This window comes from Paraburkholderia jirisanensis (assembly GCF_054782355.1).
Genome location: NZ_BAAGSQ010000025.1, coordinates 332,328 through 355,993, shown reverse-complemented (window position 1 = coordinate 355,993; position 23,666 = coordinate 332,328). Strand labels below are relative to the sequence as shown.

Here is a 23,666-nt window from a genome sequence, read left to right as displayed (position 1 = left end):
GGCTGCGCAGATTGCCGACAAGGTCGCTGTTATGTACGCCGGGCAAATCGTCAAAGCACTCGAGCCCACCACCTCCTGATCCACCCCGGGCGCTACCGCGCCCGTTTCAGATTGGTGCAACCCGCACCTCAAGAACGCAGGTCATGCACTAACGCATGCGCGCCTCCTTTTCGTTCGTTTCAAATATTCTTTTTGAAACAAATCAACCAAGCTTCTCTTTCGTATTGATGCTTAAGAAAGGCTGAAAAATCAGCAGACCGGTATTTTTGTTTACTTGCTCGTATTGTCCGACGATCATATATTTGCCTCGCGTCAATGAAAAACGCACGGCACCGTGAAAGCCCGGTGTTCCGTGCAACGAGGGGTTCGCCGAAATTTCAGAATGATGGAAGACGTGCCGTTCGGCGTCTTTCCGTCTCCGCCTGTGAGCACTCCATACGGCGTATTCCATCGGGGAAAGACGGCCGCCCACGAAAGGCGGCTCGTCGTGCCGCATCGCCCGCGAGTTTCCAGGAACCAGCGCTGTCCACTTCAGATTTCAACGATGAAAAATCAGGTCAAACACTATGCAGACGCGGCCATCCTGTGTGGCGCATCGTTCGCCGCTCACGCGCAAAGCGTCACGCTATACGGGGTACTCGATTCGTCGGTCCAGTACGCGCGCTCGGGCGGCCAAAGCACGACGCGCCTCGACAGCAGCAATGCGTTCCCGTCCAACTGGGGTATTCAGGGTTCGGAAGACATCGGCGGCGACGTGCATGTCAACTTCCGCCTCGAAAGCGGCATCAACGTCGCGAATGGCCAGACCGCGCAGGCAGGCAAGTTTTTTGGACGGGAGGCATGGGTCGGCATGTCGGGCCCATTCGGGCGCTTCCAGGCCGGCTTGAACAACACCCCTGAAATGTGGGGCCTGCTGCGCTTTCTCGCGGGCGATCTGGGGCACTGGGACTGGGGCCACGCGGCCAACAACTACGATTTCTTTCCGTCCACCAAAATCCCGAACTCGGTCATCTATACGTCGCCGAACCTGAACGGGCTGACCCTTTCGGCGATGTGGGGCTTCGGCACGAATGGCGATCCGACCATGCCGCGTACGCTCGGCAACACGTTCTCGGCCGGCGCCTATTACTCAAACGGCACGCTGTCGTTCGAGGCCGACTACCTGAGCCAGGTTTACGCGAAATCGCAGACGGTTGTCGCCAGTACGCCGACCGGCACCGGCAATCACGATCTGTTCGGCGTTTCGTACGATTTCGGACCCGTGAAGCTCGACGGCCTGTTCGTGCTGCACCGGGGTGCCGGCGATGTGAGAGTGGTCAACACCAACACCTTCGCGGACCCGAACAACTTCTACTACGAAGTGTCAGCCCAGGTGCCGAACGTGCTGCATGGCACCCTGATGGCCAGCTTCGGCCAGTACAAGCTGCAACACGATTCCGACGGCAATTCGACGTCGTACGGCCTGCGCTACGACTACCGGCTGTCGAAACGTACCGGCGTCTACGGCGGCGTGTCGTACATCAAGAACGGCCGTCTCGCGTCGTTCACGGAGAACAGCGGCCAGGGGCCGGGCATCCCGGTTTCGCCGGGCCACAACCAGCTGGCGACGGTGCTCGGCATGGTCCATTCGTTCTGAGCGGGTGTCCCGTGACTGCGGCGACTCCGTGATGCGCTTTCCCATCCAACCCATGCTGGCGCGGGCAGTTCGCCGGCGCAGCGCCGCCGTATCGGGCGGCCGCGCCGGCAGTTGTCGCGACGCCGGCCCTTCCTCGAGACAGACATGAACCAGCTTCCCGATACTCCGTTGCCCGATGCGCTGGCCCGCTACGCGCCCGCCCCCGGCGCTGCCGCGCGGCGCTACCCGGATCTGCACGCCCACGTGCTGGAACTCGCGCGACGCGGGCTGCTGTGCGTCGTCGACGAGCCGATCAACAAGGACACCGAGATGCATCCGCTGGTGCGCTGGCAGTATCGCGGCGGCATCGACGAAGCGGAACGCAAGGCGTTCCTGTTCACGCAGCCGGTCGATAGCCACGGGCGACGCTATGACGGCGCGGTGCTGGTCGGCGGTCTGGCGGCGACGCCCGACGTGTATCGCGTCGGCTTCGGCAAACCGCTCGAGCAGATCGGCGATGCATGGGTACGCGCGATCGCCGCACCGCTCGCGCCGAATCTCGTGGCCAGCGCGCCGTGTCACGACGTGGTGACGCTCGGCGACGCGCTGGATCAGCCTGGCGCCGCACTCGACGGGCTGCCGGTGCCGATCTCGACGCCCGGCTGGGACAACGCGCCCTACCTTTCCGCCGGCCACTACATCACCAAAGATCCCGACACCGGCGTGCAGAACGTCGGTAACTATCGCGGCCAGTTGAAGGCGCCGCGCCGGCTCGGTATGAATCCGTCCGTCGAGCTGCGGGCCGGCATCTATTCGCACTGGCTCAAATACAAGGCACGCGGCGAGCCGATGCCGTGCGCGGTGGTGGTCGGCTGTCCGCCGGCGGTGTCGTACACCGCGGTGCAGAAACTGCCCGAAGGCGTCGACGAACTGGCGGTAGCCGGCGCGCTGGCCGGTGCGCCGATCGACGTGGTGCGCGCGAAAACCGTCGACCTGCTGGTGCCGGCCGAAGCCGAATACGTGATCGAAGGCTTTATCAGCACCGAATGGCTCGAGCCCGAAGCGCCGTTCGGCGAATCGCACGGTTACGTGAACCTGCAGGAATACAACGCGTTTATGGACGTCACCGCCATCACGCGGCGACAAGCGCCGATTCTGACGTCGTTCATCAGCCAGGTCACGCCGAGTGAATCGAGCGTGATCCGGCGCGTCGCGATGGAACCGGTGTTTCTGAACCATCTGCGCACGTCGCTTGGCATTCGCGGCGTCAAACGCGTATCGATGCACGAGCCGCTGACGAGTTTGTACGCGGTGATCGCCGTGCAGTTCGAACGCGGTGTGCCCGAAACCGAAGTGTGGCGCGCGCTGTATGGCGCATCGACGCTGCATCGCTTCGCCGGCAAATGGATCGTCGCGATCGACGAGGATATCGATCCGACCAACGCCGATGCGCTGTTCTGGGCAATGTCCTATCGCTGCCAGCCGCAGCACGACCTGCGGGTACTCGATCACAAGGACCCCGGGCACGGCCCGCGTGGATCACGCGACAACGGCGCCAGCGCATCGGTGCTGATCAATGCGCTGCTGAAGGAAGACTTCGCGCCGGTCGCGCTGCCCAAGCGCGAATTCATGGAACACGCAAAGCGCATCTGGGAACGGCTCGGCCTGCCTGCGTTGACGCCGCAAGCGCCATGGCACGGCTACGATCTCGGCGCGTGGCCCGCTCATCTCGAAGCGCAGGCGCAGGCGGCCGCGCGCAGCGACTACTTCTCGTTCGCCGACGAACAGGTGCGCCAGCGCCGTGCGGACGTGGCCATGAACCAGCCGCTCGACGGGGGCCACGATGAGCACTGAACGCACGCCGGCCGGTGAGTTCACATTCGACGTCGGCATCGACGACAAGGTCTCGTTCGCGCAGAGTTTCTTCCTGTCGGTGCAGAACATCTCGGTGATGGCGACGATGATGATCTTCCCCGGCATCCTCGGCCGCGCGTTTCATATGGAAATCGGGCAGATCGCGTATCTGTACGGCATCTGCTTTATGACGTGCGGGCTTGCGACGATCTTTCAGTCGGTGTTGCTGCTGCGTTTACCGGTCGTGCAAGGGCCGTGGGCGCCGACCTTTTCCGCGCTGATCGTGCTGGGCCACCTGCCTGGCAGCAGCCTTGGCACCGCGTTTGGCTCGTTCTTCGCCGCATCGCTGATCTGGAGCCTGTTCGCGCTGCCGGTGCGCGGCGTGAGCCTGATCGGTGCGCTGTCGCGCTATTTTCTCGACCCGATGGTGTCCGGCGTGATCATCGTGCTGGCGATGGTGCAGATCGCCGGCGCGACCGTGCCGCACTGGATCGGCGAGCCGAGCTCGCCCGGCTTTCCGGTGTTGAACATCGCGGCCGGCGCCTTCGCGGTGATCGTGCTGATGACGCTGATGATGCGCAAGCACATCGTCGCGCGGCGCGGCGCCGTGTTGATCTCGCTGGTGGCCGGCAGCATCGTGTACTTCGCGTTCAACCCGGCAGCCTTGCATTACGACGGCGCGGCGCCGCTGCTGGTGGTGCCGCAACCGTTCGCGTTCGGCTTCGGCGTGCGGCCGGTGTTTGTGCTGATCTTCCTGCTCACGCTGCTTCCGACCGGTGTGCAGTCGATCGCGATGTATGAACTGATCGCGACGTGGATCGGCAAGCCGCTGTCGGTCGGCCGCATCTCGCAGGGCGTCTTCGCGATGGCGTTTGCCTCCGTGTTCGCGGCCGTATTCGGCAGCTTCAGCACGGTGTTCTACGCGACCAACCTGTCGCTGCTGCAAAGCACGCGGGTCGGCTCGCGCTACGTCACGCTCGCAACCGGCCTGCTGCTGGTAGCGCTCGGCTGCTTTGCGAAAATCGACCTGATGTTCGCACTGATTCCAGGGCCGATCATCTCCGCCATTTCGACCGTGCTGTTCGGCAGCGTGTTTTCGCACGGCGCGCGGTTGATCTTTTCGAACCGGTTCGACGAGCGGCGCGTGATGGTGGTCGGCTTCTCGCTGTTTCTCGGTTTTGGCGGGCTGTTCGTGCCGCAGGAAGTGCTGCGGCATCTGCCGACGCTGTTGCAGACCATCGTGTCGCAGCCGGTGATCCTCGGCGGCGCGGCGATTGTCGTGCTATACCAGCTGCTGTGCCGGCCGGCCGCGCCGGCCACGCAAGCGCAACGCTCATTCTGAAACGAGACACACATCACGGAGGATTGCCGCCATGCAGCGCCCGAAGATCGCTTATACCGCGTCCCGCCCGTATTCCAGCCACGCCGATGCCTTCCGCCAAGGCACAACCAGTCCGCTTGCCCTGCTCGAAGCCGGGCTCGCGCGTATCGAAGCGCGCGAGCCTGCAGTGCGGGCTTTCGTCGCGCTCGGCGTCGAACGCGCCCGCGCGGATGCACGACGCTCGACGCAACGCTGGCTCGACGGCGTACCGCTGTCACCGATCGACGGCATCGCGGTCGGCATCAAGGACATCATCGAAACAGCGGACCTGCCGACCGGCCAGGGCTCGCCGATGTGGACCGGCTTTCATACGCAGCGCGACTCGGCAACCGTGCAGGCGCTGCGCCATGCGGGCGCGGTGATCGTCGGCAAAACCACCACGACGGAATTCGCGGCGACCGAGATGTTCGCGAGCACGACCAATCCGCATGATCCGCAGCGTACGCCGGGCGGCTCGAGCGCCGGCTCCGCGGCTGCGGTTGGCGCGGGTTTCGTGCCGCTCGCACTCGGCAGCCAGGTGGTCGGCTCGACGATCCGGCCGGCCAGTTATTGCGGCTGCGTGGGTTTCAAGCCGACCTATGGCGCGCTGAACCGCGGCGGAACCTATGATCAATTGAGCCATAGCAGCGCCGGCGTGATCGGCGCGACGCTCGACGACGTATGGGTGTCGTCCCGTGCGATTGCTTCGCGAGTCGGCGGCGATCCGGGTTATCCGGGGCTCGCGGGTCCGGACACGCTGCCGCAGGCGCGTGCGCCGCAGCGCGTCGTGCTGCTCGAAACCGCGGGATGGAGTAGCGCAACGCCAGGGGCACGCGCGGCTCTCGACGCATCGGTCGAGTGGTTGCGCGAACGTGGCGTGGAGGTGGTCACGCGCGCGCAGTCCGACAAGGTCGAGCAATTCGAGCGACAGCTTGCCGACGGTCTGCTGGAACTGACTGTGTCGATCATTGCGTGGGAAACGCGCTGGCCGCTCGAGAGCTATGCGCAGAGCAACCGCAGCGCACTCAGTCACGCGATGCTCAAACGCGTTGCAAACGCCGCCGCGATGACGCAACAGGACTACGAGGCAGCACTCGCACGCCGTACGCAGCTGCGTGCTGCGTTTGCCGCACTGGTCGCCGGCTGCGACGGTGTCGTGACGCTCAGCGCAAGCGGCGCCGCGCCGCTCGGTTTTGCATCGACTGGCAACGCGGGCTTTGCTGTGCCGGCTTCCATTCTCGGCGTGCCGGCCGTGACGCTGCCGGTGCTGAGCGACGAAAATCTGCCGCTCGGGCTGCAATTCATCGGCGCGGCGGGTGAAGATGCCGCGTTGTTTTCGCTCGCCAGCTGGTTCGCGGATGAAGCCCGCGCGGATTGAGCCGAAACGCTTGCGGCGCGAATTGCGAATGCGCTGAAAACAGAAAGGGCGATGCAAGCTGATCAGCTGCATCGCCCTGTTTCATGCGCCGGCAAGCCGGCGCACCCATTCCACCTACGCTTACGCGATCGATCTGCCCTGCGCCACGCTTTGCAGCAACGACGTACGCATCAGGAACGCACGCTGGCGTGCCGGGTCGGCTGCGGTCTGCGCGAGTTCGGCCAGATGCTTCGCGCGTTCGGCCGGGTCCTTCTCTTCGAGCCGCTTTTTGTTCGCGACAGTCTGCTGCTGCACGAACTCGACGTTCAGTGTGCGGCGACGGCGCTGATAACGATCGAGCACCGGCGCATTCACGTCGCCGTTCGCGCATTCCGCGAAAGTCTGCGCGAGTTCCAGCGCATCGTGAATCCCGCAGTTCAACCCTAACCCGCCGATCGGATTGTTCACGTGGCTCGCATCGCCGGCTAGAAACACGCGGTGCTTGCGGAACGACGCTGCCACCCGCTGATGCACGCGGTACAGGTTGCGGTGCAGCAGTTCATACGGCGCGCCGCCGAGATCGACGATGCGGTTTAACCGCCGCTGCGCTTCGATATCGCTCATCACGGTGTCGTCGTCGACATCGACCGGCGCGGGAAACACGGCACGCCAGCGGCCTTTCAGATCGTCGCCGGCGATCTTGAACAGATTGCCCCACTCAACCGGATCGGCGAGATAGCTGCGAAACGAGCACCCCATCGTCTTTTCGAAATCGAACGAGGTGGTCAGCACGAGAAAGCGCTCGGGCCACGTATAGCCTTCGAACTCGATGTCGAGCAGCTTGCGCACCGTGCTGCGACCGCCGTCGGCGCCGGCGACGAACGTGCCGCGCAGCTTCTCCGCGCCGCCATCATCGCTTTCGATGCTGACAGTCACGCCCTGTTCGTCCTGCTCGAGTGCGGTGACCGCTGCGCCGAAACGCACCTCGACGTCCGGATACTCCGCCAGCTTGCGCAAACCGATGTCGACCAGCTTGTGCTGCTCGGTCTGCACGACGAACGGGTACGGCGTATCGTCGCGCAGCGCATCGTGATCGAAACGCGCTACCAGTTGATGCGTCGTTTGATCCCAGAAGTCGAAGTAGCGCGCCACCAGCCCGACTTTCACGAACTCGTCGAACAGCCCGACGCTCGCGATCATTTCGAGCGTCGACGGATGCGTGGTGGCAGCGCGCGGACTGCGATCGACTTCCGTCTGCGCTTCGAGCAGCGTGACCGCAAAACCGCGCTGCGCACAAGCGAGCGCCGTGACAACGCCAACCGGGCCGCCGCCGACGACGATGATTCTCTGCTGTGTCATTTCTTGTCTTGCCTCAGTGTCTCGGTGTTGCGAAGTCCTGCATGACACGCGACACCGCCACCCGCACCGTCTTCTCGGAGGCCGGCGTATTGCGGCTGCGCCCGACGAAGCGCGGAATGCCGTCCGTCACGACGCCCGCGACCGCTGCGATGTCGCCGTTGGCGAGCGCGTCGAGCGCGGTACGCTGCGTGCCGCCGACGCATGCATCGAGAATCACGACGTCCGCATCGCGGCCGACCTGTAGAAAGCCGGAGTTGATGCCATACGTGCGCGCGTTGTTGCCGGTTGCCGCGCAAATCGCCATTTCCGGCGGCATACGGCGCCCGAGGCTCGCCAGATGCGTGATCGTGTACATCATGCCGAGCGGCATGATGCCGCTGCCGGTGGGTGTATCGGTGGCGATCAGATAGCGGTCGAACTGGTCGGCATCGACGGCCATGTCGGCGATCTTCAGCAGCGTGCGCAGATTGCCGGCCGTGCAGACCTGCATCGCGATATCGCTTTCGTGCAGGATGCGTCCGAAATCGACGTCCGGCATCGCCACCGGACCGCCGTTGATATGGAACGACACGTGCGGCCGCATCGCGAGCAGATGGTCCGCCCAGATGCCCGACGAACCGGGAATCGACGAGCCGCCGGTGTGGACCGTCGTGATCATGCCGTGCTTTCTCGCCCAGCCGATCATCGGTGCGTAGTCGTACGGCGTTTTCACCGCGCCGAAACCGGCCTTCGCAAGCCATACGCCTTGTGCGGCGATGTCGCTTAAGTCCTCTTCGACGAGGCCCGGCTCGAGAATGATCGAGCCGGCGAACACGCGCATGCCGCCCGGCCGATAGTGCTCGAAGCAACGCTGTGCGGCCACCGCGAGCGCCTTCACGCCCTGCGGATCGGTCGGCCGGCCCGGCACGTGCACTTCCGACGCGCTGATCGCGGTGGTCGTGCCGCCATGCAGATAGCTTTCGAGAAAGCCGACCGTCTTCTGGCGCGGCGTGTAATCGCCGAACGTGTTGTGGATCTGCGAATCGATCAGGCCCGGGATGGCCGTCGCTCCGTCCGCGTCAATCACCACGTCGCAATCTTTCAGATCTGCGTCGGACAGCGTGCTGATTTTGGCAATCTTGCCTTCATCCATCAGGATGCCGTCGCCGCGCACGAACGGATCGCGCCATTCGCCGCTCACGATCGTTGCCAGGTTCACTATCGCCGTTTTCATTCGTATTCCCTCCGTTCGAGAGTCAGGTGTGTCAGACGAGGCCGTCCTCGCCCTTGATTTCGTCAACCTTCAAGCCCCCGACCCTGGCGCCGATGCGGCCGCGATTGGCCACGCAGAAGATCACCGCCACTTCGTCCGGCAGCGGGCCGTGCGGCACCGTGACGGTCATGCCGTCGTAGTGCGAACGGACGTACAGCGCATCCTTGTGCGCAAGCGGCACGTCGATCGATGCGCCGCTCGTCGCCACCTTCGTGTACGACGAGATCCATGCCTTGCCGCCGCCGAGCGCGTCGCGCAGCGGCTCCGCGAACACGGTGGTCAGCAGCGCGTTCGCATGCTCCTGCTCGCCATCCGTGCCGACGATGCCGGCCTTGCCGTAGCTTTGCACCGTGTACGGATGCATCGCTTCGGTGGCCAGCTTCGCGAGCTGTTCGCCGAGCGTGCTGCTCGCGCCGATCATTTCAGAAAGATCGTCGACATGGCGGCCCGCACACGGGTTCTTCACGAGCGCGACCACGGCGACCTTGCGCAGCGGCGCTTCGGTCTCGTGCCCTGCCGGCAGGAGATGATGTTCGACAAGGGTGTGAAACGCTCTGATCTGCAAATTCATACTGGCTCCAGGAGGGCCGGCAAACCGGCCCGGGTGTCGGGGTACTTGCTGCTACGGGTACAACAATTTGCGAAACTCTACGATTGTCGTACAATGACGTCAATACCCGATAGCAAAATGGACCGACAACACAGCGAGTCAACCATGACAAAAAAAGCCGTGCTCTTTTCTGAAATGACGCCGCAGCCCGAATGGGAAGCGGATTTCAATGACTGGTACGACACCGAACACATTCCGGTGCGCATGGGCGCGCCGGGCTTCACCGGGTCGCAGCGCTACCGCGCGAACGAAGGTCCGGCGTACCTGGCGGTTTACGAAATGGAATCGGCAGGCGCACTGTCGACGCCGGAGTACAAGATCATCAAGGGCTCGCCGAGCGAGCGCACGCGCCGCATGCTTGGCGGCGTGAGCGGCTTTACGCGCTACATCGGCGAAGAAAACGGCAGCTGGGAAAAGCCCGGCTCTGCGACCATCGACGCGCCGGTGCTATACGCGGTGTTCTTCGACGTGCCTGCCGATCGCGCCGACGAATTCGGCCGGTGGTACGCGGAAGATCACATCCCGACGCTGATGAAGTGCGCCGACTGGCTGATGGTGCGTCGTTTTGAAATCATCGACGGCGAACCGGGCAAGTACACGCATCTCGCCTTGCATTACCTCGCGTCGACCGCTGCGCTGTCGTCGCCGGAACGCGAAGAAGCGCGCGCGTCGCCGTGGCGCGCAAAGCTTGCCGCAGAAAGCTGGTTCAAAGGCCACTACGTCGTATTCAATCGCCTCGGCACACGCTTCAAACCCTCGGCCGCGTAAACGGACCGGGTTCTCCCCTGCTGGCTCCTGCCGCGCGATGCGGCAGGAGCCGCCTGTCGCGCCCCTCCTTTTTGAAACACGATTGTGGTACAGTCGCATGACGCCTGGTCGCGCCCTTTCGCGCACCGGGCGTAGCGGCCGCCGTTGTTTACAGAAGCAGCGCCGGTCTGCAACACGCGCGCGCGAACTACTACAACAATCCGCATTGACGCATCGGCGCATCGGCAACGCGGACAGGGCGAAACAAACCGAATCAGGCGGAACTCGTGGACATCAAGGTCACCCCTCAGACTGTATTGCTGCAAACCACACTGAAACTTCGCGAAGCAATCATGCAAGGCCATTTCGCGCCTGGTGAGCGGCTCGTCGAACTGACGCTGTGCGAGCGCATCGGTGTGAGCCGCACCACGGTCCGCGAAGCGCTGCGCCGCCTCGAGTCGGAACGGCTCGTCACCAACATCCCGAACCGCGGCCCGTCGGTTGCGATCATCTCGCGCAGCGAGGCGGATCAGATCTACCACGTGCGCAAGCTGCTGGAGGGCGAAGCCGCCGCGCTGTTCGCGGCCCTGGCTAGCGCGGAACAGATCGCCGAGCTCGATCGCGCGCTGCGCAGCTTCGAGGCGGCGGTGAAGAACGAATCCGCAGTCGACCGCGTGCGCTCGACCAGCGAATTCTATGAAGTCATTCTGAACGGCTGCGGCAATCTGGTGATCCACGAAGTGCTGGGCTCGCTGCTCGCGCGCATCAATGTGCTGCGCGCCAAGTCGATGGCCAATCCGGGCCGCGCCAAACTCAGTCTCGCCGAAATGCGCCGGATCCTGAACGCAGTCACCAAACGCGACGCCGATGCCGCGCGGATTGCCGCCGAAGCGCACGTAATGGCCGCGCGCGATGCGGCGCAGCTTGCGCTTGGCAGCAGCGGCGACAAGCGCGAGGGCGTGGGTACGTCTGGCGCTTCCAGCGCAAACGGCAGCGCATCGGTCGCGGCCGGCGCGCCGCGCGCTGCGCGCAGTGCCGCGGCAAGGGCCAGCAAGCCGCTGGTCGACGACGCGCTGTGGGCACAACTCGAACCGTTGCTGCCGCCCGCCAAGCCGCGCCGCTATCAATATCCGGGGCGCAAGCCGGTATCGGACCGGCAGGCGATGAACGGCATCCTGTTCGTACTGGCGAACCGGATTCACTGGAACGAACTGCCTGCGGAGCTCGGCTGCGGATCTGGCATCAGTTGCTGGCGCCGGCTGCGCAACTGGCAGGACGCCGGTGCGTGGGACGGCATGCAACTGGTACTCGAAGGCTCTACGCTCGGCGGCCGGCTCGATTTTGCGCGCGCCACCGGCAGCACGCCGCGCGCCGGCGGCGAAGCCAGGCTGCCGGAGCGTTCGGCATCGCCACGTCGTGCGCAGAAGGCCGCGGCGACGGTGACCGTCGCACCGCGACCGCGGCCGGCTGCGCGCCGCCGCGCTTCCTGATTCTCCTACTTGCGCTCTGCGCCGCTCCACGCGGCTTGACGGCCCGGCATCTTCAGTCGCCGGGCCATATTGCAATCGCATAGCGGTGCAGGCGTTTTTTTGAAACGCTATCCTTAGCGTCGTCCTGACGCGTCCTCGCAGCCTCTCGTGCTGCGAAGCTCTCCTGCCTGCCCCATTTCGACCATCCGCGGCCGCCACGCATGCCGTGCGCTTTTTTGTTTACTTGCCACCGATTGTGTGACGATAATATATTTCACAAGTTGGTGAGATTCACCGATGCGGAACGTAGATAGTTTCGTTTCCCCAGAAACGGTGGCAAGCGGCCGCCGGCCGTTATTTTGAAATCAACAGAGTAGCGCGGCGAAATCCGCGCGCCCCGCGAGGAAAGTGGTCGATGGCGAATATGGCAGAGGGTGTGGCGCTCCGGCGGAGCGCACTGGCACAGCGGTGGCGCTGGGTAGTCGTGCTGGTGTTGTTCGGCACGGTGGTGGTCGGCTTCTTCGACCGCATCAGCGTGGCGGTGCTGTTCACGAATGCCGATTTCTATACGAGCATCGGCACCGGCTTCAACCCCGCGAGGCTCGGTCTGCTGATGACCTCGTTCCTGTTCATGTATGGCATTTCTTCGCTGCTGCTGGGCTTCGTCGGCGACCGGTTCGGACCGAGCCGCACGCTTGGCATCGCCACTGCGCTGTGGGGCATATTGATGGCGTGGATGGGCGCATCGGGTTCGTTCATGACGATGATGGTGGCGCGCATCGCGCTTGGCGTAACGGAAGGTCCGCAATTCTCGCTGATCTCCAAGCTCGTGCACCGCTGGTTTCCCGAACGCGAGCGCGGCCGGGCCAATGCGGTATGGATGGTCGGCAGCCCGATCGGTTCGGCGATCGGCTTCCCGCTGTCGCTGTGGCTGGTGCACACCTACGGCTGGCGCGCGACATTCTATGTGTTCGGTGCACTCAGCTGTTTCGTTATGGCGCCGCTGATCTTCACCATTACCCGCGAGCGCAAGCATCTGATGCCGCCCGAGCCCGTATCGGGCCCGAAGGTGAAAGCCAGCCCCGCGCTGTTTCTGAAGAACTACAAGTTCTGGCTCGTCACCGTGTACGGCTGCGGGCTGCTGATGTACCTTTGGGGTCTCAATAGCTGGCTGCCGACCTATCTCGAACGGTCGCGCCATTTCAATTTGCGCGAGATGGGCGTCTATTCGTCGCTGCCGTTCGTGCTGATGTTCATCGCCGAAATGACCTCCGGCTGGTTGTCGGACCGGCTCGGCAAGAAGGCGCTGCTGTGCGCGATCGGCTTGTTCGGCGCGGGTTGCCTGCTGTATGTGGGCACCATCGTGGAGGATCCGCACGTCGCCGCGATTGTGATCGCGCTCAGCGCGGGCTGCTGGGGTCTCGGCCTGCCGTCGCAGTACGCGCTGTCGATGGAAGTGCTGCCCGGGCCGGTTATTGCGGCGGGGATCGGCGTGCAGAACGGCATCGGCAATCTGGTGGGCGCCTCCGCGCCGCTGCTGATCGGCTGGATCGTCGGGCGGACCGGCAGCTTCCATGCAGGCCTGCTGGTCATCGTGATCGCGAGCATCGTCGGCGCGCTGGTGATCTTGCCGCTCGTCAACAAGCACTGACGCGCTTCATTCTGTAACGGGGCGGTCGAGCGTCAGGAATCGCGCGCGCAAAAGTGACACATATTCCGCGTTCGTCCACCGGCAGCGCCCTTTTCTTTTTGCAATGAATCCCGGGATCATGACCGCTTCCGCTTCTCCTCGCGTTCGTATCGCCCATCTGAGCGGGTCGACTGCCACGATTCAGAACACGCCGCCGCTCGTCACGTCGAACAAGGCGCGTGCAAAGCACGATCTGCCCGCGCGAACCGGCGTCGACGGAGAGCCGCTGCGCTTCGACGCGCTGCGTGCGCAGCGGCTCGCGGCGCCGGTCAAGGTATATGTCGAGCAGTTTTCAGCGCATCCGCTCGAAGCCGACGCGGCGAACCTCTACGGCCCGCCCGATGGCTACCTCGCAGCGGACGGTTCGTTCAGCCGCGAACGCCGCGCGGCGACGGACCGGCCCGTCTACGAAATCGAACTGCGCCCCGAAGACGGGCTGTATCCACTGCCGTACATGGCCGTGCAGGCTGACGGCAGCGCGTGGGACGAAGAAATGGCCGTTCCTGGCGGGCCCGACGATCTGGCGCGCCAGGGCTTCTTTCCCGATGGCTCGCGCAGCTTCGAGGAAATCGACCGATTTGCGATCGATCGCGACGGTATAGTAGGCACGATTTCGGCGCAGGCCGATGTGGATTTCTATCGCGTGATGCCGCCCGCCGGTTACAAGCGCGGCCTGCCCGCCGCGCTGCGCACCGATCAGGGTTCCGGCGACATTCCGCCCGAAACGCGCGGCCGCGATTTCAATGGGTATAAACCGTACCATCTGGCGAGCGCACCGCCGCGTCCTTCGCTCGCAAAGGTCACCAACGACGCACAGGCGATCGCCGACAGTGGCCGCTACGATGGCCTGATCTGGACGCAAGGCAGCCCACAGATCGAGGAAACCGCATACTGGTTCAACCTGTTGCTCGATACGACGCTACCGGTTTGTTGCAACGCTGCGCAGCGTCCGCAAGGCCAGGCCAGCGCGGATGGTCCGCAGAACATACTCGATTCGATCGGCCTGATCCGCTCGGCGGTGTGGCGCGACGAGCAAGGACGAAACCGTTGCGGCGTGCTGGTGGTCCAGGAGCAGCAATATTTCGCCGCACGTGAAGTGACGAAGGTCGACGCACGGCCCGGCGGCTATCGCGCCGCAGGTGGACACGGCGGCATCCTCGGCCAGACCAGCCACCTTGGCAACGTGTCGCTGATGTACGTGCCGGCGTATCGGCACACGCATCTTTCCGACGTCAACGTGCTCCGCCTGCCCGCTTCGGTGCGCGCGGTGCGGCGTCGCGACGGCGCGCTGCAACCCGTTGGGATCGCAATCAAGGACGACGCAGGACGGCTGACCGAGGCGGCGATTCCGTCGGTGTCGATCGTCAAGGACGGCAGCTATTTCGATGAAGAGTACGCGAGCGGCGCCGACGACGCATGCGACCTCGTCGCGCTGATCGAACACAAGCTGAGCCTGGGCCGCCTTGCAGGCCTCGTGACCGAAGGACTGGTGCCGTACGGAAGGCTCCCTTCGTCGACACGCGAACAGTTGATCCTGCGCGCAGCGTTCAGCGGTATTCCGACGGTGCGTGTCGGGCGCGGTGCGCCGGAAGGTTTCGCCGATCCGTTCCCGTTGGTGATAGCCGGTTCGAATCTCACTGCGATCAAGGCGCGGCTGCTGCTGATGGCTTGCCTGATGAAATTCGGCGCGCTGCCGGTGGCTGCCGATCCGGCGCGGCCGACTGATGCGGAGCGGGCCGCGACAGTCGCCGCGATCGCACAGTATCAGCGCGTGTTCGACACGCACTGACGCCACGCGTATCGCGCCGCGTGGCGCGCGATGCGCTACCCGTCGCCGAACGGCGAGCGCCGTGCGCGATCTCACTCGCCCGGCGTACCACTCCATCGCCGCACAGTCGGCGCGTCGAGATCGAACAGATCGAGTACGCGCCCGAGCGTGTGATCGACCATCTGCTCCAGTGTGGCCGGCTTCGCATAGAAAGCCGGCACCGGCGGATAAACAATCGCCCCGGCCTCGGTCACCGCCGCGAGACTGCGGATATGCCCCGCATGCAGCGGCGTTTCGCGCACCATCAGCACGAGCCGGCGGCGCTCTTTCAGCATCACATCGGCCGCACGCGAGATCAGCGAACTGGTGCAGCCGGTCGCAATCTCCGACAGCGTCTTGATCGAGCACGGCGCGACTATCATGCCATCGACGTGAAACGAACCGCTCGAGATCGCCGCGCCGATATCGGCATTCGGATAATGCACGTCGGCCAGCGGCTTCAGGTCGGCGAGCGACATGTCCAGCTCCTGCTGCAGCGTGATCTGTGCTGAACGGCTGACCACCAGATGCGACTCGACGTCCAGCGTACGCAGCAGCGCGAGCAGCCGCACACCGTAGATCGCGCCCGATGCGCCGCTGATACCGACCACGATCCGCCGGCGCCGCGCGCCCTGACCCACCGCTTCGCCGCTCATGCGTCACCTTCCATTCGCGTGCTGCGCCTCGACCATGCACTGCACCACCACCTCGATTTCATCCTGCTCTCCACAACTGCCGTGCGTGCTACAGCCCGATATAGAACATCATCATGTACACCGCCATCTCGCGTTCACTCGCCGACAGCTGCTGCGTGAAATACTCGACGTGCACGCGCACTGCATCGTCGATCGCGCAAAGCAGCTTGACGCCCGCAGCGGTGACGCCGACGAATGTCGAGCGCAAATCTTCGTCGCACGGCACGCGATCCGCATAGCCCTTGTCGACCAGCGCCCGCGTGACGTTCGACGCGAATGCCTGCGAGATGTCCATGCGCAGCGCCAGTTCCTTGACGCGCAGCCGGCGCTCCGGGCTGCCGTAGATCTGGATCAGGCTCTGGTGATGCACCGGATCGAGGCCGAATTCCTTGGCGTGCTCTTCGATAATGCGGAACACCCGGCGCAGCACATAGCGCGCGTTCGCGACGCCGCGAAAATACGGGTGTTTGCCAGCGCTCTCGCGCGCCTCCTTCATCGCCTTCAGCTCGGCGGAAAGGCGGCGCGATTCGAGCGGATCGCGCGTCTGTGTTCGTGTCATCCGTTCACGGTTCCGGCCATGCGGGCACCGCCTCGCGGCGCCGCGGTTAAACGGCCAGCATACCGTAACGCGACTGCGGTAGCCAGACGCCCGATGCGGGCGCGGCGAGCTACCCTGTCAGTCGCCTGGCAACGGGCGGTGTTCAATCGCCAAGCGCCAGCACGTCGTCGACCAATTTCCTCGCGCGTGCGAAGTCGTACGCGCGTGCCATGTTCTGCTTGACGAGGAACGATGCGCCGCCATAAAACTTCTCGTACTGCTGGTGACGGCCGGCGAATTCGGTGCCGATCAGGTCCCATGCCAGCTTCAGCAACGCGACGCGCTCGCGCGAGCCGACACCGGGCGACGCGACGTAGCGCTCCATATCGGCTGCGCTTTCCGGCTGCTCGTAATCGCGCACCGACGAAGGCAGCGCGATCATCGAACCGCCGCTCAGCTCCCGCACGATGTCGACCATCTTCGGATTCAGTTGCGACTGCAACGACATCACCGAATACAACGCCGCTTTCGATGGCCACGCGATGCCTTCCGCGTCGATCGTCCCTTGCGTCTCCTGCGCGAGCACCATCGATTCGACTATGGTGGCCAGCGCCGCCATTTCACCCATCTGCACCTGCACGGGTGGCAATGCGTCGTTGCCGGTCAGTTCGTTGATGCGCTTGGTCACGCCGAGCATGAAGCGCAGCTTGGTTGCGTAGCGGGTCTGCGCCTGATGGTTGCCCCACGAATGCGCCGGCGTCTTCCACCACTGGTCCCAGCAGATCTGCCGGTCGCGGTAGATGAACACATGCTCCCACGGCACGAATACGTCGTCGAGCACGAGCAGCGAATCGGTTTCGTCGAAGCGGCTCGACAGCGGATAGTCGAAGGCGCTCTGTGCCGATTGCGCGAATGAGCGGCGCGAATACACCTTCAGCCCGGGCGCATTCAGCGGAATCATCACGCCGTTCGCATAGGCTTCGTCGCCGGCCGTGAGCGGATGAATGCAGCTCAGGTACACGTAGTCGGCCAGCACCGCGCCGGTCGCCAGTTGCTGTGCGCCGCGCAGCACGATGCCATCGTCGCGCTCACGCACCACGCCGGCATACAGCGTCGGGTCCGACTGCTGATGCGCAGGCTTGCTGCGGTCGATCTGCGGCGGCACGATCGCGTACGCAGAGTACAGATGGTTGTCGCGCGCCTGCTCGTAAAAGCGCGTGACGTTCTGTGCAAACGCATCGCCGGCTGCACCGAACAACTCGGGCTTCGCGGCGAACCCAGCCAGAAAACTCGCGACGTGGTCGGGCGAGCGGCCCATTAGTCCGCACGTCGCGGCGGCCCACTGCTCGGACATCTTGCGGCGCTCGCCGAGTTCGGCGAGCGTGCGGGGAATCTGGTAGCAGCGCAGCGCGCGCACGCCCGACGGTGTTTCATATGTCATCACGTCGCGGTGCTGCGGCGCGGCGGCGATATCGTACAGACGCGCGACCGAGCGCACTGCGCCGCGAAACGCGGGATGGGTCGTCACGTCGCGCACCAGTTCGCCGTCGACGAATACACGCCGTCCGTCATCCTTGATGCTCGCGATGTAAGCCGCGCCGCTGCGCAGCGACCCGGGCGTGCCATGCACGACCTGTTCGGGCGGGGACTGAAGCGTGGATGCTGACATGTTGGCCTGCCTGTAATTGAAAAGAAAACGAAACAACGAATAAATCCGAAGGCGCCGCGCCGTCAGAGCGGCACGTGATCGGTCGCATCGACGTGTGCAAAGCGGCCGTTCACGTGGATCAGCGGCCGCGCGACGCCTGCGACCACGACGTTGCGGACTTCGCCGATCACGATTGCATGCGTGCCGGCATCGATCAGTTCGGCAACCCCGCATTCGAATGCAGCGGGCGCGTCGACGAGGCGTGGCGCGCCGTTGCTGCCTTCGACCCAGTCCGCCTTCGCGAACGGATCGCCGTCGTGCAGTGCCCCGCCGAAACGCGCAGCCAGCGTTTCGTGCTCAGCGCCAAGCAGATTGACCGTCAGCACGCGACTCGACGCCATCATCCGGAACATTGCACCGGACACGTTCACACAGGCGAGCAGCCGCGGCGGTGCTGCGGATAGCGAGCACACAGCCGTCGCGGTCATGCCGCGGCGTGCGCCGCCGCCGGCGGTGGTCAGCAGCGTGACCCCGCCGACAAACAGGCGCATTGCATTCCTGAACATATCGGGACTGCCGTTCATCCGTCGATCCTCTTGCGTGCACGGCCTCACTGACGGGCCGATCAATGGCAGCGATCATCGGTGGGTCCAATATATTTGTCAACTATATTAGTTACGTTATTTATCTGCGATAAAAAACAGCCTAACCCAGTCGAGCAAAGAATTTTTTTGAATAGATTGTCAGTCACTTTATCGTCGTGCATAGTCGCGGTGTCCGACAATCCGGGCGCATGTGTTTCATTTTCAACCCCCGACCCTGCACCGGCGTTCGCGCAGCAGGCTCCATGAAGGAACGGAACATGCAAATGCTGAACCAACCGGCCGGCACATCGCAGAATGCGCTCATGCCACGCGTCAGCCGACGGCGCTGGCTGATCGCAGGAGTGCTGTTTCTGGCAGTCATCTCGGCGTTCTTCGACCGCATCAGTGTGGCCATCCTGTTCACCGATCCGCCATTTCAAAATGCGATGGGTCATGGCTTCGACGCAGCGCGCCTCGGCCTGCTGATGACGGTGTTCGTGTTCGCGTACGGCGTCTCCGGCGTGCTGCTGAGTTTCACCGGCGACGTGTTCGGACCGAAGTGGTCGATGGCCGCGGGGGCGGCGGTTTGGGGCGTGTCGATGGCGTTGATGGGCATCACCAGCAGCTTCACCGCGATGCTGTGCTACCGCGCGTTGCTTGGGATCGCCGAAGGCCCGCAGTTCTCGCTGACGAATGCGCTGGTCAAACAATGGTTTCCACCACGCGAGCAGGCACGCGCCAATGCGATGTGGCTGGTCGGCAGCCCGCTCGGCTCCGCGGTCGGCTTTGCGTTGACGATCCACCTGGTCGGCGCCTATGGCTGGCGCTCGTCGTTCTACGCTTATGCGGCGCTGAATCTGCTGGTCGTGCTGCCGCTGGTGTTGCTGCTGATCAAAGATCGCCCGGACGTGCCGGTCACCGCGCAGGCCGTCGCCGAGCGCGCGGACGACACCCCGTACGTGCAACGCGTGATGCAGTTCATCCGCGACTGGCGGTTCTGGGCGCTCATCGTATTCAATACCTGCGGGCTCACCTATCTGTGGGGACTCAACAGCTGGTTGCCGAGCTATCTGGTGCGCTCGCGCCACTTCGATCTGCATCGTTCGGGCGTCTACGCATGGTTGCCGTTCGTCACGATGTTCTTCGGCATGGCGCTCAGTTCCTGGCTGTCGGACCGCCTGCAACGCCGCGCGATCGTCAGCGCGAGCGCACTGTTTCTGGCCGGCGTATCGATGTGGTTGGTGATTCGCGTGCCGGGCGCCGAAGCGGCGGCACTGATGATCGCGGCCAGTTCGTTCTTCTGGGGCGCGGGCATGCCGCCGCAATTTGCGCTTGCACTACACATCCTGCCGCCGGGCGCGGTATCGGCCGGTATCGGCTTTCATAATGGCATCGGCAATATCGTGGCCGCGTTCTCGCCGCTGCTGATCGGCGCGCTGATCCAGGCAACCGGCAATTTCAACGTCGGCCTGGCGGTGCTGCCCACCGCGGCGATCGCCGGAGCCGCGGCAATGGCGCTGCTTGCATGGCGCCGCTACTGACCGCAGCGCAGCGGCGCATGCGGAAGTCCAACTGAGGAGAGACTGTGTGAGTTATCGGGATTTGCGTGAATTCATCGAGCAGGTGGACGGTCTTGGCGCATTGCGCCGGATCGACGGCGCGCACGCGGAGTACGAGATCGGCGCGGTAACCGAGGTCGCGGCGGGCGCCGCGCATCAGCCGGCGCTGCTGTTCGACAACATTCCCGGCTATCAGCCGGGTTTTCGGGTATTCAGCAACGCGACGATGACGCCGCAACGCGCAGCGCTCGCGCTGGGCGTGGATCCTTCGCTGCGCCCGCTCGACGCGCTGAAGGCATGGAAGAACCGGCGTGCCACGCTGCAACCGGTTGCGCCACGCGTGGTGCAGGAAGCACCGTTTATGGCCAACAGCGTGCAGCACGGTGGCGTGGATCTCGGCCTCTTTCCCGCGCCGATCTGGCATCGCGGCGATGGCGGACCTTATATCGGGTCCGGCAGCCTCGTCGTCATGCGCGATCCGGACAGCGGATGGATCAACGCGTCGATCTATCGCGTGCAGGTGCATGGCCCGAACCGCGTGACGATCCAGTTCGATCATCCGGGCCGGCATGGCGCGATCATCGCGCGCAAGTACTGGAATGCGGGCAAGCCGTGCCCCGTAGCGATCGTCAACGGCGAGGACCCGGCGCTATTCTCCGCGGGCTTTGAGTACCTGCCCGAAGGCGTATCCGAATTCGACTTCGCGGGTGCGATCAAGGGCGCGCCGATCGACGTGTTCGCCGCGCCGCAAACCGGCCTGCCGGTACCGGCTCTGGCAGAAATCATTCTCGAAGGCCAGTTGCTGCCGATGTCGGAAATCTCGCTCGACGAAGGGCCGTTCGGCGAATTCACCGGCTACTATGCAGCCGACAAGCGGCCCGCACCGTTGATGGAAGTAACCGGCGTTCACTACCGCGACCAGCCGGTGCTGCTCGGTTCGCCGCCGCTGAAACCGCCGCGCCACCACTTCGGGCTGCCGCTGCGCGGCGCCGGCATCTGGACCAATCTCGAAGCGGCCGGTGTGACCGATATCGCCGGTGTCTGGCAACACGTATCGACGACGATGACGGTGATCGCGCTGAAGCAGCGTTATGCGGGGCATGCGAAGCGCGCGGCGTTGATCGCCGCTGCGAATTCGTATCTGGGACGCCTCGTCGTAACCGTCGATGAAGACATCGACCCGTCGAATATCGGCGACGTGCTGTGGGCGATCACGACGCGCTGCGAGCCGTCCGAAGCGGCCGACGTGATACGCGACGGCTGGAGTTCGTCGCTCGACCCGGGCATTCATCCGGCGCGGCGCGACGCCGGCAACACGACCAATTCGAAGCTGATTCTGAATGCATGCCGGCCGTTTGAATGGAAGGACCGCTTCCCGACGCCATCCGCGCTTTCGATTGAAGAGGCCGCGGAAGTCGAGCGTAAATGGGGCAGCGCGATCGCGTAATGCGATGAGGCGCTAAAGCACCCAGGCGCTCCTCGTGCGATCGTTCGCAAGAGTCGCCGGGTTGTACCGAAGCACCGCGCCGATGTGCTGCTATAGCGGCGTGTCGACTGGCACCGCAAGCGCCGCCTGCGCTGCGCGCGCCGCCTCCCGCACATGCGCGGACGCGGCGGCGCGCGCCCGCTTGGGCAAGCCCGCCGCAATCGCGTCGCGGATGTCGCCCATTTCGCGCAGGCTCGCGACGCCGCGCCCCGCTTGCGACATCGAGCGCAGACGAAACACGTTCACGCGCGCGTGCAGGCTCGTCAGCATTTCATCGATCACGCGATTGCCGCAGCCGCGCTGGATCACGTCGTAGAACGCGTCGGTCGCCGCGATGCGCGCGTTCGCGTCGTCGGCGAGGACGGCAGCTTCGAACTCATCGAGCGCCTGATTCAGGCGCGCCAGTTGCGCATCGTCGAGCCGGTTGCAACAGAGCGCGGCCGCCTCGCCTTCCAGCAACTCGCGCACGTTGTAGAGTTCCTTCGCATGATCCCAGTCGAGCGCGGCGACGAACGGACCGCGGTTCGGCACGATCGTCACGAGTTTTTCGCCTTGCAGACTGAGCAGCGCCTCGCGCACCGAGGGCCGGCTGACGCCGAGCAACACGCACAGGTCGTGCTCGACCAGCTTTTCTCCCGGCTTGAACTGGCCGGACAGGATGGCGGCGCGCAGTTGATACACAGCCTGCTGCCTGACGGTGAGCGGTGGGTCGGGTGAAGTCATCAGTGCGCGAGCAAAACGGAATGCTGTCTATTTTACGGCTTGCCCGTTCCCGCTCAACGAGGAGGAAACGCGGCGAGCAACGAGCGAACGAACGTGGCCGTTTTCGGTATCGAGGTAAAACCCAGCGCCTTGGCGATCCGGCCACGGTGCAGCAGAAAGTTGTCGTCCTCCTCGGTGCCGGAGCCATCCACTAACGCCCTCAACCTGTCTCTGAACAACTCCGGGCGAAACAGGCCGTAATAGGCCTCGACGAGATCGGCGAGCTTTTGCTGGCGTGCATCGTTGATCTCCCCCGCCGCATCCACCTGCAGCAGCTTGCATGCGGTTGCCTTCATCTATGCGCAGCTGCGGTCCTGCTGTCACACGTTCCATGTGTGACAGCGGCAACACAATTTTGTAGCGCAGCATGTAGATGAGGCGCGGCTGCCACAATGCCCGTTGCATCGATGCCGAATGGATCGCCGTCAAGCGCGGAGACAATGCCGCCCGCCTGTTGCACGAGCAGCGCCCCTGCCATCCAGTCGCAAATATCGGTACCCACTTCGACATAGGCATCCAGCCGCCCACACGCAATATATGCAAGCTGAAGCGAAGCCGCCGCCATTTGTCTCGTTACGAACACATGCTTCGACGTTTCCACCAGCAAGTTTGCGGCGAGTTCGTGCTCTTTTGCTTCCACTGAGCCGTAGGGCGGCACGGCTGTACCGACGACAGCGGCGTGCAGGTCGACCTTGGCGGATGTCGTGATCGATCGACCGTTCAAGGTCGTCGCATGGCCAGCCTCGGCGACGAAAAGCTCGCGTTGTGAAGGCTCGTAGACTAACGCAAGGACAGCACGTCCGTCTTCCACCAGAGCCAGCGAACTCGACCACAACGGCAGCCCTTGAAGATAGTGGTACGCGCCATCGACGGGATCGTAAATCCAATGAGGCGCTACACCTGCCTGACGATCGTACTTGTCCTCTGAATCACTCCACCCGATCTGCGGGAACGCTGCGCCGAGTGCCGCACGCATCTGCGTTTGAGCTTGCGTGCTGACATCGCGCACCCGGCCAATCAGTTCTGGAATGCTTTCTTTGCCGGTAGCCGGCTGGGCGTGGGAGGCGATTTCATCGGTAATGCCGCGCAGGCATGCTGCAGCGACAGAGGTGTCGATCGATTTCATTTTCAGGTTCCCCGGACGGGATGCGTGGTGGCGGGCGGTGTTGGGTCAGAAACATAATATGAGCGAATGCTCGCATTTCATACTCGCATTCCGACACCCTGCCCGCGTCCCGAAAGATTCACCTGCAACCGCGAGAATACCGGGCACG

21 protein-coding genes are annotated in these 23,666 nt (G+C 64.1%); 10 read left to right on the top strand and 11 right to left on the bottom strand.

All coding sequences use genetic code 11. The features are described 5' to 3' along the window. Positions 1-202: 202 nt before the first annotated feature. The gene (locus ACYVNQ_RS13540) at positions 203-496 is read right to left on the bottom strand and encodes a hypothetical protein (RefSeq protein ID WP_460903009.1); all 294 of its coding nucleotides are present in this window, start codon (positions 494-496) and stop codon (positions 203-205) included. 48 nt (positions 497-544) lie between these two features. Between ACYVNQ_RS13540 and ACYVNQ_RS13535 the strand changes: the two genes are divergently transcribed. The 4 genes from ACYVNQ_RS13535 to ACYVNQ_RS13520 all read left to right on the top strand — a co-directional run bounded on the left by ACYVNQ_RS13535 (position 545) and on the right by ACYVNQ_RS13520 (position 6,207). Then, positions 545-1,636: a porin gene (locus ACYVNQ_RS13535; protein WP_460903008.1), complete on the top strand. Its 1,092-nt coding sequence runs from the start codon at positions 545-547 to the stop codon at positions 1,634-1,636. A gap of 144 nt (positions 1,637-1,780) precedes the next feature. Beyond that, positions 1,781-3,469 (top strand): UbiD family decarboxylase, encoded by a 1,689-nt coding sequence (locus ACYVNQ_RS13530; protein ID WP_460903007.1) that lies wholly within the window; start codon positions 1,781-1,783, stop codon positions 3,467-3,469. Further along, the gene (locus ACYVNQ_RS13525; protein ID WP_460903006.1) at positions 3,459-4,811 is read left to right on the top strand and encodes a uracil-xanthine permease family protein; all 1,353 of its coding nucleotides are present in this window, start codon (positions 3,459-3,461) and stop codon (positions 4,809-4,811) included. The genes ACYVNQ_RS13530 and ACYVNQ_RS13525 overlap by 11 nt, the downstream gene beginning before the upstream one ends. Positions 4,812-4,842: 31 nt before the next feature. Then, complete coding sequence (locus ACYVNQ_RS13520) at positions 4,843-6,207, top strand: amidase (protein ID WP_460903005.1); 1,365 nt, start codon at positions 4,843-4,845, stop codon at positions 6,205-6,207. Positions 6,208-6,327: 120 nt separating this feature from the next. Here ACYVNQ_RS13520 and ACYVNQ_RS13515 read toward each other — a convergent pair whose 3' ends face one another. The 3 genes from ACYVNQ_RS13515 to ACYVNQ_RS13505 are packed head-to-tail and all read right to left on the bottom strand — an operon-like array spanning position 6,328 to position 9,368. Next, the gene (locus ACYVNQ_RS13515; protein WP_460903004.1) at positions 6,328-7,545 is read right to left on the bottom strand and encodes an FAD-dependent oxidoreductase; all 1,218 of its coding nucleotides are present in this window, start codon (positions 7,543-7,545) and stop codon (positions 6,328-6,330) included. Positions 7,546-7,558: 13 nt separating this feature from the next. Next, entirely contained in the window at positions 7,559-8,758 is a 1,200-nt protein-coding gene (locus ACYVNQ_RS13510) for an amidohydrolase family protein (protein WP_460903003.1), read from the bottom strand. Between the two features lie 31 nt (positions 8,759-8,789). After that, the gene (locus ACYVNQ_RS13505; protein WP_460903002.1) at positions 8,790-9,368 is read right to left on the bottom strand and encodes an amino acid synthesis family protein; all 579 of its coding nucleotides are present in this window, start codon (positions 9,366-9,368) and stop codon (positions 8,790-8,792) included. 144 nt (positions 9,369-9,512) lie between these two features. On the opposite strand from ACYVNQ_RS13505, the gene ACYVNQ_RS13500 reads away from it, so the two are divergent. The 4 genes from ACYVNQ_RS13500 to ACYVNQ_RS13485 all read left to right on the top strand — a co-directional run bounded on the left by ACYVNQ_RS13500 (position 9,513) and on the right by ACYVNQ_RS13485 (position 15,102). Further along, positions 9,513-10,175: a hypothetical protein gene (locus ACYVNQ_RS13500; protein WP_460903001.1), complete on the top strand. Its 663-nt coding sequence runs from the start codon at positions 9,513-9,515 to the stop codon at positions 10,173-10,175. A gap of 266 nt (positions 10,176-10,441) precedes the next feature. Then, complete coding sequence (locus ACYVNQ_RS13495) at positions 10,442-11,644, top strand: FCD domain-containing protein (protein WP_460903000.1); 1,203 nt, start codon at positions 10,442-10,444, stop codon at positions 11,642-11,644. Positions 11,645-12,038: 394 nt separating this feature from the next. Further along, complete coding sequence (locus ACYVNQ_RS13490; protein WP_460902999.1) at positions 12,039-13,274, top strand: MFS transporter; 1,236 nt, start codon at positions 12,039-12,041, stop codon at positions 13,272-13,274. Positions 13,275-13,392: 118 nt separating this feature from the next. Continuing rightward, a complete protein-coding gene (locus tag ACYVNQ_RS13485) occupies positions 13,393-15,102 on the top strand; it encodes an asparaginase domain-containing protein (protein ID WP_460902998.1) in 1,710 nt (569 codons plus the stop codon). Positions 15,103-15,173: 71 nt separating this feature from the next. Here the strand turns inward: ACYVNQ_RS13485 and ACYVNQ_RS13480 are convergent, their stop codons facing one another. From ACYVNQ_RS13480 to ACYVNQ_RS13465, 4 genes are all read right to left on the bottom strand, one after another. Next, positions 15,174-15,776: a UbiX family flavin prenyltransferase gene (locus ACYVNQ_RS13480; RefSeq protein WP_460902997.1), complete on the bottom strand. Its 603-nt coding sequence runs from the start codon at positions 15,774-15,776 to the stop codon at positions 15,174-15,176. A gap of 88 nt (positions 15,777-15,864) precedes the next feature. Beyond that, the gene (locus ACYVNQ_RS13475) at positions 15,865-16,374 is read right to left on the bottom strand and encodes a MarR family winged helix-turn-helix transcriptional regulator (protein ID WP_460902996.1); all 510 of its coding nucleotides are present in this window, start codon (positions 16,372-16,374) and stop codon (positions 15,865-15,867) included. A 142-nt stretch (positions 16,375-16,516) separates the two neighbouring features. After that, positions 16,517-18,022, bottom strand: a complete 1,506-nt coding sequence (locus tag ACYVNQ_RS13470) for a 4-hydroxyphenylacetate 3-hydroxylase family protein (protein WP_460902995.1) — start codon at positions 18,020-18,022, stop codon at positions 16,517-16,519. Positions 18,023-18,084: 62 nt separating this feature from the next. Then, on the bottom strand, positions 18,085-18,585 hold the full coding sequence (locus tag ACYVNQ_RS13465; RefSeq protein ID WP_460902994.1) for a flavin reductase family protein: 501 nt from the start codon (positions 18,583-18,585) through the stop codon (positions 18,085-18,087). 278 nt (positions 18,586-18,863) lie between these two features. On the opposite strand from ACYVNQ_RS13465, the gene ACYVNQ_RS13460 reads away from it, so the two are divergent. Then, positions 18,864-20,126: an MFS transporter gene (locus tag ACYVNQ_RS13460; RefSeq protein ID WP_460902993.1), complete on the top strand. Its 1,263-nt coding sequence runs from the start codon at positions 18,864-18,866 to the stop codon at positions 20,124-20,126. A 46-nt stretch (positions 20,127-20,172) separates the two neighbouring features. Beyond that, a complete protein-coding gene (locus ACYVNQ_RS13455; RefSeq protein WP_460902992.1) occupies positions 20,173-21,591 on the top strand; it encodes a UbiD family decarboxylase in 1,419 nt (472 codons plus the stop codon). 90 nt (positions 21,592-21,681) lie between these two features. Here ACYVNQ_RS13455 and ACYVNQ_RS13450 read toward each other — a convergent pair whose 3' ends face one another. The 3 genes from ACYVNQ_RS13450 to ACYVNQ_RS13440 are packed head-to-tail and all read right to left on the bottom strand — an operon-like array spanning position 21,682 to position 23,518. After that, on the bottom strand, positions 21,682-22,353 hold the full coding sequence (locus ACYVNQ_RS13450; protein ID WP_460902991.1) for a GntR family transcriptional regulator: 672 nt from the start codon (positions 22,351-22,353) through the stop codon (positions 21,682-21,684). A 53-nt stretch (positions 22,354-22,406) separates the two neighbouring features. After that, complete coding sequence (locus tag ACYVNQ_RS13445) at positions 22,407-22,688, bottom strand: hypothetical protein (protein ID WP_460902990.1); 282 nt, start codon at positions 22,686-22,688, stop codon at positions 22,407-22,409. Further along, positions 22,685-23,518, bottom strand: coding sequence for an inositol monophosphatase family protein (locus tag ACYVNQ_RS13440; RefSeq protein WP_460902989.1), 834 nt, complete (start codon positions 23,516-23,518; stop codon positions 22,685-22,687). Before ACYVNQ_RS13440 ends, ACYVNQ_RS13445 begins: the two co-directional genes overlap by 4 nt. Positions 23,519-23,666 lie beyond the last annotated feature (148 nt).